Genomic DNA, 13114 nt, shown 5'->3' with positions numbered 1-13114 from the left:
CCGATTTCATTAATTGCCGACAAATTCAAATTTATCGACATCCACCAAGCCCATATCGGTGATTTTCAGATGCGGAATGACCGGAAGGGCGATGAAGGCCAGTTGCAGGAATGGTTCGTCCAGTGTGGAGCCGATGTCAAAAGCGGCCTGACGAAGTTTGCGCAGATCCTCACGCACCACCTCATGCGGCTCCATGCTCATCAAGCCTGCCACCGGCAATGGAATTTCTGCCAGCACACGGCCATCGCGGATGACAACAAAACCGCCTTCAATTTCGCCAAGACGATTAACCGCGGCAGCAATATCTTCATCATTGGTGCCCACCACACAAATATTGTGGCTGTCATGGCTGACAGTTGATGCAATCGCACCGGTTTTAAGGCCGAAGCCATTGATGAAGCCAGTAGCGATATTACCGTTTTTGCCGTGACGTTCGACCACGGCGATTTTTAAAACATCGCGTGTCAAGTCCGGCTCAACGCCATGAGGGCCGACAGTTAGGTCATATTCGATGCTTTTGGTGATGATTTTGCCCGGTATAATGCCGATAGCGCGGGTTTTGCCGCTATTGGAGGAAGAACGGAAATCAGCAGGTTTTACCAAAGGCGCACGAACACTGTTGCGCCCGACCGGCTCGATCTTTTTGCGTTTGGCAAAACCGTCTTCGCTGACCAGTTCACCACCTGCCAGCACCATATCGGCGTGACAACCTTCTAATGAATCGAGCACAACCAGATCAGCACGCAAACCCGGCGCGACAAGGCCGCGGTCATGCAGACGGAAGGCGCGCGCGGCAGAAATACTGGCGGCGCGATAAATAGCTAAAGGTTCCACGCCACCTTCAATGGCGGTGCGAATGATATGGTCGAGATGACCATGATCGGCAATATCAAGCGGATTGCGGTCATCGGTACAAATAGCGATGAAAGGCGAATTGCGTTCGGTAATCAGCGGCATTAAAGCTTGCAGATCGCGCGAAACCGAGCCTTCACGCACCAGCACATGCATGCCTTTGCGCAGTTTTTCCAGCGCTTCTTCATAAGAAGTGGCTTCATGCTCCGTGCGGATACCGGCGGCGATGTAGCCGTTTAAATCTTTGCCAAGGAGAAGCGGCGCATGGCCGTCAATATGACGTCCCTGAAAAGCGGTCAGTTTTGCCATACATTCAGGGTCTTTGTGCAAGACACCGGGAAAATTCATAAATTCTGCAAGGCCAATGACCTTTTCATGGTCGGCCAATGGCAGCAGGTCGTCAACGAGAAGCTCGGCACCTGCCGTTTCCATATGGGTGGAAGGTACGCAACTTGAAAGCTGCACGCGGATATCCATCAAGGTTTCGGCAACGCTGTCGAGGAAATAATGAATACCTTCAAGCCCCAGCACATTGGCGATTTCATGCGGATCACAAATGGCGGTGGTCACACCGCGCGGCAGCACGCAACGGTCAAATTCATGCGGTGTGATGAGGGAGGATTCAATATGCAGATGCGTATCGATAAAGCCGGGTACAACAATGCGACCACTAATATCAATTTCGCGCTTGCCGCTATAAGTGCCATAAGTGCCAACGATGCGATCACCGCAGATGGCAATATCACTTTCGACAATTTCGCCGGTCACAAGATTGAAGAATTTGCCGCCCTTCAGCACCAGATCAGCCTGTTCGCGACCGGTGCCCTGATCGATAATTTTTTCTAACATCTTGTTTCCTTCTTAGCGTCTGCGCGTGCCATTAGGGCGTAACGCTAACACGCAAATCTGGCAAGTGGGCAGATGTTTTAAAGTTCTTCAAAAATCTGTTCGAGTGTCAGGCTGATAGCGAGTAATTTATGATCGTGATTATGGCGAGCAAAAGCCATGAAACCTGCTGGTTTTGGTGTGCGGATCATCGGTAGTGTAATGGCGCAAAGGTCAAATTGATTGGCAATCTGGTTGTTGCGCAATAATAAAGCTTCCACATGATTATATGCGTCATTATCATCAATGAGATCGGCAATAGATGATGTAAAGATCGGGCATGTTGGTGTGGCCATCAGGTCATAACTACTTAAACGCTCATCCATCCGGCGCACAAGTTGTTGCCGCTCAAACAATAGTTGTTGGTAGGCTTCCTCAGAAATCAGGCTTCGTTTGCGCAATGTACGCGCTAAATCTGACCCTACGGGCGCATTATCATCCTGCAACCAATCATGATGGACATGACTGGCTTCAATGCCGGCAATTGAACCGATGCGGGTGATGCGTGCCATATCATCAAGAAGGTCATCAATTGTCAGCGCGATGATCTTCGCACCTTTGTCTTCCAAAAGCGCCAGAACTTTTTGGAAGCGGTTCAGAATATGCGCATCTGTAAGCGCAAATAAGTGGCCTTCCGGCACGCCGATAGTTAAATTTTGTAAAGGCTGTGCCTCAGGCAACAATGGCGCATTGCCAGCCATAATAGCATCAGTGAGAATGCAATCGGCAACGGATGTTGCTAAAGGGCCGATGGAATCCAAGCTTGGCGCCAGTGGAAAAACGCCTTCATGTGACATACGTTCAGCCGTTGGCTTGAAGCCGACGAGGCCGTTTAATGCGGCTGGTATGCGGATGCTGCCGCCGGTATCGGAGCCGATGGCAATTTCACTGGTGCCTTCTGCGACTGATACAGCAGCACCTGAGGATGAGCCACCAGGAATGCCTCCTTTGACAACGGCATTTTCCGGCACACCATAATGCGGATTGAAGCCAACAGCAGTGAAGGCAAATTCAGTCATGTGGGTTTTGCCGATGATGATGGCACCGGCTTGTCGCAAGCGCTCAACAATGACAGCATCTTTTGCAGCCGCAGGGCTGGTTTTGCGAATAACAGAACCTGCAAGGGTTGGCTCACCATGCACATCAAACAGGTCTTTGATGGAGATGATACGCCCGTCCAATGGGCTTAAACGCTCACCTTTATGGTGGCGGGCATCCGCTGCATGTGCGGCTTCTAATGCGCTGTCTCCATAGATGCGGCTAAAGACGCGTTCGCTATCGCGTCTTTGTGCAAGCCTGTGCAAGATTGCTGCTGTTTTGTCGGAAGCGCTTTTCATATCTTTCATGGCTAAACAATCGCGTGATCATCCGTATGCGGCTTTAGCGGCATATCATCATGGGGCGTGACTGTTTGGCGCTCGATCATACGATGCACAACCGGAGGCTTTTCTCCGCGATGCAGGGCTTTCAAACGTTCCCAAATTTCAGCATCCGCTTGTGTGCGGCGTTGGTTATGGCGCACATATTCCACCCATGTCGGCACATGGTAGCTTTCAGTCCATGTTTCCGGGTGTTCCAAATCGCGTAACAAGGCCCATTGCTGGGCACCATCGCGAATACGCACACGGCGTCTGTCGGCCATCAGACTTAAAAACTGGGTGACGTCGTCCTGATCGATTTTATAGTCGATCATAATCATAATCGGGCCGCTACGGGAACGGATGTCGAGTTTGAGTTCCGGCTCGTTGAAACGGTTGAGCGGATCAAGATTGAGAGCATCAAATTCCGGCAGTTTGAACATCAGGCCAACCGCAGCACCACCAATAAGCACAATGCCTGCGATAATGAGCGACAGGTCAACACCGTGAGATTCAGCGATAGAACCCCATATCCAGCTGCCTGTTGCCATGCCGCCGAATGTTGCGGTTTGATAAAGTGCCAAGGCACGGCCAACCACCCAGCGCGGGGTTGAAAGCTGCACAGTGACATTGAACAGCGACAGGGCAAGAACCCATGAAACACCGGCAGGCAAAAGCAGTAACCAGCTCAGCCAAAATTGGGTGCTGAGGCCTAAGCAAATGCAGCTTCCGGCAAACATTAAAAATGCTAGACGCACGATCCATTCATTGCTCATCACTTCGCGCAGGCGTGCGCTGAGCATCGCTCCACCAATTGCACCAAGGCCGAAAGCACCAAGCATCATGCCATAGGTAAATGCGTTACCGGCAACTAAGTCACGCGCGACAATCGGCAAAAGCGCCAGAATGGCAATGCCGGAAAGACCGAATAAAAAGCCGCGAAACATAACCTTTAAAAGATTTGGCGACATTGAAACATAACGAAGACCCGCGGCAATGGCACGGCCAAAGGATTCTCGCGGCAAGGTGTTTTGCGATTTTGGCGGCTGCCAACGCCATAGAGCAAGCAGCAAAGCAATATAGCTGAAAGCATTGATGATGAAGGCCATCGCCGCACCGGCAGCAGCAACAATTAAACCGCCAATGGCCGGGCCAACACTACGCATCAGGTTGAAACCCATACTGTTAAGCGCAACGGCGGCGGGCAAATCTTCGCGCGGAACAATATCGCCCATGGATGCCTGCCATGAAGGGTTATGCAGTGCGCCGCCACAACCGATCAGAAAGGTAAAGCTTAACAACAGCCATGGGGTCAGAAGATTAAAATAAGCAAAAACCGCGAGTGCTAAAGACACCATTAGCATCAAAGATTGCGCGGTAAGCATAATGCGGCGGCGGTCGTAATTATCGGCCAGCGCACCAGCTGCAAGAGAAAACACCATAACAGGCAAAGTGGTGGAAGCTTGAACCAAAGCAACCATATCTTGGGAGGTTGCGATGGTTGTCATCATCCAACCGGCACCCACCGCCTGAATAAGCCCGCCAAGATTGGAAACCAGCGTCGCAGACCAAAGGGCCCGGAAGGTTTTGTGCTGGAACGGAGCAAGGGGCGAAGCTCTTTGCGGCACGGCTGGTGCCTCCTCTTTCATGCGCGTTTTTACTAGGAATAGGTGAGTTTGCCACAGGCGGCAAGGCGCTTAAGACAATATGTGCGAAGACTGTTTTAAAAGGCACGCAACATGGTTTATTTTTAGTTAATTATGGGTGTTGTATTTATGCGCTATGCTTGCTACGTCCGAAGATGGAACAGGTTCTGCTTATAAAAAGCAGATGAAAAGGGAACACGGTGCGGATTCTCAATCTTGTGATTTGAAGAATCTTATTCCGTGGCTGCCCCCGCAACTGTAACCGGCGAGTGATCTTTCCTGAAATGCTAGAATTTTGGCATTTCAAACCACTGATGACGTTGAGCCATTGGGAAGGTGAAAGAGGCGCGAAGACCCGGAAGTCAGGAGACCTGCCTTTTCCGGTCACCCATGCACGGATACGGGGTGTGTCCATGCGCGGTCGTCCGTGGCGGTGACATTGAACAAATGTTGCCGTGCGTCCGGATGAAATTTTCCTGACAACCGGTTGGTTATTTCGAAAGGTCGGTTCGGCTTTTCACAAGCGTTGTTGGGGAACGTACATGTTTAGAAAAGTTGTTTTGCTCAGTGGTGTTGCTGTGAGCGCATTGGCTGTGTTTTCTGTGAGCGCTCAGGCACAAGGGACACTGAATGAAAATGGCGAGATTGTTTTAAAAACCATTACGGTGACAACGCCTTTGCGTCGTGCCAGTGCTTTGGAGCGCTCTACTTCCTCCGTAACGGTCATTGGCGAAAAAGACATTGAACAATCGGCAGCGCCCGATCTGCAATCATTGCTGAAAACCTATACTGGTGTGACCATGACCGCCAATGGCGGGCAAGGGGCAACTTCGGGTGTGTCTTTGCGCGGGTTTTCATCCAGCCAGACCCTTGTGCTGGTCAATGGTGTGCGTATGAGTTCGGCCACATCCGGTACACCAAATCTTTCCAGTATTCCATTGGCATCAATTGAGCGGATTGAAATCGCCAAAGGCGGGCATTCGGCACAATATGGTGCGGATGCGATGGGCGGTATTATTAATATCATCACCAAACAGGGTGGTGCATGTGAAAATGGCAAATCCTATTGCGGGTCATGGACAACGGGCGTGACTCATCCTTGGGGCGGCTTTGCTTCCGGAAATATTTCCGGCAAAGCGGAAAACGGCATTGAATATGGTTTGGGTGCCAGTATTCTTGGTACGCAAGGCTATGATTTTACTACAGCGCCAACAGAAAACGATCGTGACGGTTTTCTACAAGGAAGCGTCAATCTGTCTTTGGCCAAAGATGTCGAGTGGGGACGGGTTTATCTTGACGGGCTTTATACCCGTGGTCGCAATCATTATGATGGCTACAATACAACAGCGCCCGACTCTGCCGACACGCATAATTTCTCTGGCCGCTTTGGGACACGTATCGATCATAGCGATGATTGGTTCTCGACCATTGAGCTGACGAGCTCATTGGATAAAGCAAAACAATTCCGCGCTTCAGTCGATGGCGATACGTTTAAAACACAACGTTATGGTATTTTTGCTTCCACGCAAAAGGCATTCAATACCGATAAAACCCAGCAAATTATTGTTGCTGGTGGTGAGTTCTATCGTGAAAAAATTAATGGCAGCTCGGTTAGTGGTGATGCCTATGATGAAGCGCACCGCAATTTGAGCGCTCTTTTCGCTCAATATTCGATTGATTATGCTGGATTGTTGATTGATGCAGGTCTGCGTTATGACCACAATCAGCAATTTGGTGATAAGGTTACTTATAATATTGGTGCGAGTTATGAAGTCGTGCAGGATCTTATCTTGCGCAGCTCTTATGCGACGGGTTTCCGCGCTCCTACCTTTAATGATCTCTATTACCCATATTCCGGTAATCCTGATCTCAAGGCAGAAAAATCCGGTTCGTTTGAAATTGGTTTGAACTGGCAGGCCAGTCAGCAAACAAGCTTTGATTTAGCACTTTATCAAAATGATGTTAAAGATCAGATTGCATGGGCTCCAGATCCGGTTACGAATGTATGGCATCCGTTTAATATTCAAAAGGCGCGCATTCGTGGTGTAGAAGCAACTGTCGCGCATCAGTTTAATGATGAATGGGCTGTGAAAGCCAGTATAGATCTGCGGGATCCGATCAACAGAAGTGATGCAAATTACGGTAATTATCTGCCCAACCGTGACCGGTTTAAAGCTACAGGTGAGATTAGCTATCGCCCAGATGAGAAACTTGATCTGACTGCGCGCGTTCTTTACGGCTCGTCACGTTATTCAGATGAAGCGAATAAAAATAAACTTGATAGTTATATTACGGCGGATTTTGTTGCGCTCTATGCTTTTGATCAGCAGTCACAGATCAAGTTCTCTGTAGAGAATATCTTTGACAAACAATATGAAACAGCAAAAGGCTATCGTATGCCAGGCCGAACCATGAGCCTGGGCTTTACCCGTTCGTTTTAATTGATCGCAGACCTTCATCAAAGAGTGCAGAAAGACATCGTAATTTGCGCACTGTACTTTCATATATTGGCAAACTGACCGGTGCATCCCGTGCCGGTCATGAATTTTGCAAAAGCGCATCGCTGGTCGGTGCGTTTTTATTGGCTTTGTTTGGTAGCACTGCCCCTGCACAAAGCGCGCCAAAAGTTGCATCCATTAATGTGTGTACGGATCAGCTGGCAATGTTGCTGGCAGATAAAGAACAGCTAACCTCGATCTCATATTTGTCATTGGATCATAAAACCTCATATCTTTTTGAAAAAGCTGCCACTTATCCACTTAATCACGGGCGTGCGGAAGAAATATTTCTGCAAAAGCCCGATCTGGTTTTAGCGGGCAGTTTTACAGCGCGTGCGACGGTTGATTTGTTGCGCCGACTGGGTTTTCAGGTCGAAGAGTTTCGCCCTGCATCCACTTTCGATGATATTCGCGCCAATATTAAGCGCATTGGTGATCTGCTGGAACAGCCACAAAGAGCTGAGGCTCTGATTGCAGAGATTGATCAAGGCTTGGCTGAGGTTGATGTGAAAAAGCGTGCACGTACAATCGCGCTTTACTATGCCAATAATTATACGTCAGGACGTGGCAGTTTGATGGATACGGTGGTGCGTCATGCAGGATTTACCAATCTGGCCGACAAGTTATCGTTAAGCGGATATGGTCAGATGCCGCTTGAATTATTGGTGATGCATCAGCCTGATTATTTATTGATGGGCGAGCGTTATGAGGGTGCAGCTTTAGCTTATCAAAATTATGAACATCCTGCTTTGCAGGCCATTAAAAAACAGGCAGTTTCTGTAACTTTGCCTGATAGTCTGACCGTGTGCGGCGGGCCATTTACGGTGGAAGCAGTGAAAATTTTATCGGATATTGCACATGAGTGAAACACGGCGCTACCACTGGTTATGTGCAGGGCTGGCCATCTTGGTGGCTTTGCTTTTTATGCTGTCTTTGCTGATCGGCCCCGCAGCTCTCGGTGCTTATGATAGTCTTCATGCGCTGGTAACCGGACAAGGCGATGCCGTTGTGCTGGTGATGCGGGAAATCCGTTTGCCGCGTGCTATTTTAGGGCTTCTGGTTGGTGGTGCTCTGGGGTTATCGGGTGCCGTATTGCAAGGTTATTTACGCAATCCACTGGCAGAGCCGGGCTTACTTGGTGTCAGTGCGTCTGCATCGCTTGGCGCGGTGATTGCTATTTATACCGGTCTTTCGACACTCTTTCCGCTGGCGCTGCCATTGCTTGCTTTGACTGGCGCCTTTGCTTCCGTATTGATTGTGCAAACTTTGGCTGGCCGCCATGGTGGCACATTAACCGTTATTTTGGCAGGGGTTGCTTTGTCTTCGCTCGCGGCAGCCATGACATCGCTGGCACTTAATCTGTCACCCAATCCTTATGCGGCGATGGAAATTGTTTTCTGGTTGCTGGGTTCGTTGGCTGATCGTTCTATGTTACATGTGATGCTGGCCGCACCCTTTATTCTGGTTGGCGCGGTGATGTTGTTCTCGCTCGGGCGGGCACTGGATGCCCTGACCCTTGGCACAGAAACAGCCGTTAGTATGGGCGTTAATTTAAAACGCGTGCAAATTTTTGCCATTACCGGCACTGCGGCGGCGGTTGGTGCCGCAACAGCTATCTCCGGCGCTATTGGTTTTGTTGGTTTGATCGTGCCGCATATTTTGCGCCCGCTTGTTGGGGCGCAACCATCTCGCTTGTTGCCAGTCAGTGCGCTGGGTGGTGCGGCAGTGCTTTTAATGGCTGATATTGCGGTGCGGATCATTGCGCCATCGCGTGATTTGAAATTAGGGGTTTTAACGGCTTTGGTGGGTGCGCCGTTTTTCCTCTGGCTGGTTCTGCGCTACAGAAGGAAAATGCTGTGACCCTGAACGTACGCGACTTATCCGTTTCTCTGCGTGGCGAAAACATTTTAAACCAGATCAGTTTTGAAGCGCAGTCAGGTGAATTTATCGGTCTGATTGGCCCCAACGGTGCAGGGAAAACCACGCTTTTACGGGCGATCATGAACTTCATCGCTTATCGTGGTGAGGTGATGATCGACGATGTGCCGACCGTTAAAATGACACATCATGAGCGGGCAAAATGGCTTTCTTATCTGCCGCAAGAACGTGATGTAGCATGGCCTGTTTCGGTGGAAACAATTGTTGGTCTTGGCCGTCAGATGCAGCGTTCGGCTTTTGCTTCGTTAAGCGAGATTGATCATGATGTGATCGCTAAAGCCATGGTGCAGATGGATGTGGCTAAATTTGCCAAGAAATCGGTGCAGGAATTGTCTGGCGGTGAAAAAGCCCGTGTCTTGATTGCACGTTTATTGGCGCAAGGATCACCACTGATCTTGGCGGATGAACCGGTTTCCGGCCTTGATCCGGCGCATCAGTTGAGCCTGATGCAATGTTTTGCTGATCTGGCTCAGACGGGCAAAACGGTCATTGCTTCTTTGCACGATCTGTCATTATCTGCGCATCGCTGCACGCGGCTGATCATGCTGGAAAAAGGACGCATTATTGCTGACGGCACACCGCAAGTGGTGCTGACAGCGGAGAATTTGCGCAATGTTTATAAAATTGAGGCTGATATCAGCCATAAAGGCGGTCGGATTTACATCCAGCCGGAAACCGTCGTTCAGAGTTAATTAAAACGGGCGCCAGCTAATGCCGCGCCCGTTTTGATTATTTTTGCTGAATGCTGCTCATATAAGCCAGAATAGCATCGATTTGTTCTGGTGATGCTTCAAATTCCGGCATGTCCGGATGGCCGGCATAAATGCCTTCGGCAAATGCTTCTGCCAAGGCGTCAATCGGATAACGCTTGGAAAGCGTGCGGAAAGGAGGTGCATCCTTATGGGTGCTCTTGTCATCTGTGCCGATTGCGTGACAACCGGAACAGTTTGTTTCAACGATTTTTTTGCCGTAATCGATCTGCTCATCAGCATATGCCGCAGAAGCGAGGCTGATAAGAGCAGAAAAAACAGAAGTGGTCACAAGTGTTTTGATCATGGCGTTTATGTGTAAAACCTTTTGCTTAACAAGGTGTTTACTTGTCGTCGTCGATGTTTTCATCATCTTCATAGTCGTCATCATCGGATTCAATGATTTCCCAGATGAAGTTGTGCAGGCGCTCTTCAATTTTTGAGCGTGAGGCACCGGAGGCTTCCATTGTCCGTTTGATTTTTAAATATTCTGCCTTGTCGTCCGGCGAGAGATATTTGGAGGCAGCTTCAAGAGCTGAAAGTTTAGTGGACATGAACGTCATCCAATATAAGTGCTTAGAATAAATTTAAGCTGATACAGCACAAATATCTCTAAGGAAGCAATCCATATAAATGGCGCACCATACTTTTAAGCACTTACCGCCCTTGCGAGAGATAAAACTGACGCGCACGAGCGCGCGAAAGCTTGCCCGATGATGTATATTCCAATGTCTTGAGCGGTATCAGCTGAATTTTGGTTGAAATCCCTTCACTGGCATTAATCGCTGCTTTAATACGAGCAATCAACTCATCGCTTGCGTTTTGGTCGGTAAGGACACTTTCAACCAGAATGATAACGGTTTCCTGACCATTTTCATTGGCCGAAAAACATGCAACACGGGCATTGCTTAAGCCTTCGAGGCGGTTGACAGTATTTTCAATATCTTGCGGCCAGATATTACGACCATTAATGGCAATCATATCCTTATATCGACCGGTAATAACAATCTCTCCCGCGCACAGATAACCCATGTCGCCAGTATCGAGATAATCGCCTGAATCCGCCTCACTATTACAATAGCCTGACAACAGGCTTGGCCCCGCAATGTAAATATGGCCGATATGTCGCTCTGCTTTTGGTGTGCCATTTGCATCACCAACAAAGAGCTTGTGATTTTGTAAGGCATGACCGCAGATCGTCAAAGTAAGGCTGGTGACGGGATTTTGATCCGGCACAGCAATCTGATCTTTTTCCAAGGCATCTTTGTTGATCTGGTCGGTTTTAATGCCATGGCGATAGGCAACGAGCAGGGTGGATTCAGCCATGCCATAACTGGGCGTAAAACTCTGGCTGTTGAAACCTGTTGGTGCGAATGTCTGGCTGAATAATTCCAATTGATCAGCATGGATCATATCGCCGCCAATACCGGCGACTTTAATTTTTGAGAGATCAAACTGGTTTTCTTGTTGTTTGAAGCGGGATGCGGCAAGCTTGTAGCCAAATACCGGCGCATAAGTGATGCTGCATTGGTTTTGTGCTATTAATTGCAGCCATAAAAGCGGCCTGCGGGCAAAGCTTGTCGGTGAGATATAATCAACCGTTGTTTGCGCAAAAAGCGGCGCGATGGAAAAACCGACAAGCCCCATATCATGATAAAGCGGCAACCATGAAAAGGCGCGATCTTCCGGCGAAATGCGGATACATTCACGCAAAATAGCGCGGGCATTATGCGAGATCGCGTGTTGCGAAATCATGATGCCTTTTGGCTCACTGGTGGAGCCGGATGAAAACTGGATATAGGCTTGCTCATTAGCGCCTAATGGTTCAGCGTCTTGGTGCTCTTTCAGGCTCTCTATTTCTGAAAAACATAGGCTTTGCACAGGTGAAACTGTAGCAAATTCTGCTTTTAATGCGTCCAAAGCATCAGGCAGGCATAAAAGTCTGGCATCGGCTGCTTTGAGCAAGCCTGCAATGCGGGTGATATAGGCTGATTTTCCGCCTAAATAGATCGTAAGGGGGAGCGGGCAGGCAATCAGCCCTGCATATTGGCAGCCATAAAAAAGGGTAAAAAATTCCGCACATGTATCGGCGATGATCGCGACACGGTCACCGCGTTTTAAGCCAAGTCCGTTGAGTTTTCGGCCTGCACATCGTGCCCTTTCACGCAAGTTCTGATATGAAGCAGTCTGTTGCAATATGCCTTTTGAATCATAAAAACAAAGGCCGGTTGTGCCTTGAGCTGCATAATCTAGGGCTTGCACAATGGTATCGAAATCACCGACACGCTGTGCAAGTTGTGTGCTGGAAAATGGAATTTCAGGTGTCGCGGCCATGGTCTATTTCAATCTTCAGCATCTGTTTGTGCGGCAGTTTCTGCTTGCGCGATGAAGCTATCCAGTCGTTTTTGGGTTTCGCGTGTGATGTTTTTATAGCTGTCACTGCCCAGCACCAAACGTAAAACGGGCTTGGGCATTGTGCTTGTTTCAATAATGCGAGTGGCAACTTTTTCTGCGTCGCCGATCATTGGAAAACGTCCCATAGCCAGCAGACGGAAATAAGCGCCGACTGCACTCTTACGATAATCTTCAATCGCAATATCGGTGACATGTGCATGTTCGTCAAAGCCGGTTTTGATGCGCCCGGGTTCAATCAGGGTGACTGCAATATTAAGTGCCTGTACCTCTTTAGCCAAAGCATCAAAAAAGCCTTCTGCGCCCCATTTGCTGGCGTGATAAATACTGGCAGAAGGATAGGTAATATGGCCGCCCTCACTGGAAATATGCATGATGTGGCCATGTTTTTGGTGGCGTAAAAACGGCAATGCTGCTTTGGCAATAAAAATGGGTGCGAGCAGATTAGCTTCAATATGAGCGGTAATATCTGCCTCGCTCAATTCTTCGGCAGCACCCACCAATGCGTAGCCCGCAGCGCTTAAAATCACATCAATTCTGCCCGCTGCGTTAAAGGCCGCCTGAATGGTAGACGCAATTTTCTCTGTCTGGTTCAGATCAAGCTCAATGATAATGAGCTGATCGGCATATTGGTTTTTAAGCGATTGAAGCTTTTGCGGGCTTCGGACAAGCGCCACAACTTTGCTGCCTTGCTTCAGCAATTGCTGTGTAACGGCGAGGCCTATGCCGCTGCTTGCACCTGTGATTGCCCATGTTTTTGCAATTGTTGCTGTCAT

At 49.1% G+C, this 13114-nt stretch carries 11 protein-coding genes and 1 riboswitch; of the genes, 4 read left to right on the top strand and 7 right to left on the bottom strand.

Going from position 1 to position 13114, the window contains the following annotated elements:
* Positions 1–9: 9 nt before the first annotated feature.
* From ade to ABDZ76_RS13390, 3 genes are all read right to left on the bottom strand, one after another.
* Positions 10–1701, bottom strand: a complete 1692-nt coding sequence (gene ade, locus ABDZ76_RS13400; protein ID WP_343806345.1) for an adenine deaminase — start codon at positions 1699–1701, stop codon at positions 10–12.
* Between the two features lie 77 nt (positions 1702–1778).
* On the bottom strand, positions 1779–3074 hold the full coding sequence (locus ABDZ76_RS13395; RefSeq protein ID WP_343806507.1) for an amidase: 1296 nt from the start codon (positions 3072–3074) through the stop codon (positions 1779–1781).
* A gap of 11 nt (positions 3075–3085) precedes the next feature.
* Complete coding sequence (locus ABDZ76_RS13390; RefSeq protein WP_343806343.1) at positions 3086–4723, bottom strand: MFS transporter; 1638 nt, start codon at positions 4721–4723, stop codon at positions 3086–3088.
* A gap of 163 nt (positions 4724–4886) precedes the next feature.
* Positions 4887–5134, top strand: a riboswitch (cobalamin riboswitch).
* Between the two features lie 149 nt (positions 5135–5283).
* Here ABDZ76_RS13390 and ABDZ76_RS13385 point away from each other — a divergent pair.
* The 4 genes from ABDZ76_RS13385 to ABDZ76_RS13370 all read left to right on the top strand — a co-directional run bounded on the left by ABDZ76_RS13385 (position 5284) and on the right by ABDZ76_RS13370 (position 9869).
* Positions 5284–7182: a TonB-dependent receptor plug domain-containing protein gene (locus ABDZ76_RS13385; RefSeq protein ID WP_343806341.1), complete on the top strand. Its 1899-nt coding sequence runs from the start codon at positions 5284–5286 to the stop codon at positions 7180–7182.
* 122 nt (positions 7183–7304) lie between these two features.
* Complete coding sequence (locus ABDZ76_RS13380) at positions 7305–8105, top strand: ABC transporter substrate-binding protein (RefSeq protein ID WP_374844663.1); 801 nt, start codon at positions 7305–7307, stop codon at positions 8103–8105.
* Entirely contained in the window at positions 8098–9099 is a 1002-nt protein-coding gene (locus ABDZ76_RS13375) for a FecCD family ABC transporter permease (RefSeq protein ID WP_343806337.1), read from the top strand. The genes ABDZ76_RS13380 and ABDZ76_RS13375 overlap by 8 nt, the downstream gene beginning before the upstream one ends.
* Positions 9096–9869: an ABC transporter ATP-binding protein gene (locus tag ABDZ76_RS13370; RefSeq protein ID WP_343806335.1), complete on the top strand. Its 774-nt coding sequence runs from the start codon at positions 9096–9098 to the stop codon at positions 9867–9869. The genes ABDZ76_RS13375 and ABDZ76_RS13370 overlap by 4 nt, the downstream gene beginning before the upstream one ends.
* A gap of 37 nt (positions 9870–9906) precedes the next feature.
* Here the strand turns inward: ABDZ76_RS13370 and ABDZ76_RS13365 are convergent, their stop codons facing one another.
* The 4 genes from ABDZ76_RS13365 to ABDZ76_RS13350 all read right to left on the bottom strand — a co-directional run bounded on the left by ABDZ76_RS13365 (position 9907) and on the right by ABDZ76_RS13350 (position 13114).
* Positions 9907–10233: a c-type cytochrome gene (locus ABDZ76_RS13365; protein ID WP_343806333.1), complete on the bottom strand. Its 327-nt coding sequence runs from the start codon at positions 10231–10233 to the stop codon at positions 9907–9909.
* A gap of 37 nt (positions 10234–10270) precedes the next feature.
* A complete protein-coding gene (locus tag ABDZ76_RS13360) occupies positions 10271–10480 on the bottom strand; it encodes a hypothetical protein (RefSeq protein WP_343806331.1) in 210 nt (69 codons plus the stop codon).
* A gap of 103 nt (positions 10481–10583) precedes the next feature.
* Positions 10584–12260 (bottom strand): fatty acyl-AMP ligase, encoded by a 1677-nt coding sequence (locus ABDZ76_RS13355; RefSeq protein WP_343806329.1) that lies wholly within the window; start codon positions 12258–12260, stop codon positions 10584–10586.
* Positions 12261–12268: 8 nt separating this feature from the next.
* Positions 12269–13114: an SDR family oxidoreductase gene (locus tag ABDZ76_RS13350; RefSeq protein WP_343806327.1), complete on the bottom strand. Its 846-nt coding sequence runs from the start codon at positions 13112–13114 to the stop codon at positions 12269–12271.

The organism is Paenochrobactrum glaciei (assembly GCF_039522165.1).
Taxonomy (GTDB): Bacteria; Pseudomonadota; Alphaproteobacteria; order Rhizobiales; family Rhizobiaceae; genus Paenochrobactrum; species Paenochrobactrum glaciei.
The sequence above is the reverse complement of the archived record's forward strand: the minus strand, read 5'-3'. Positions and strand labels throughout refer to the sequence as shown.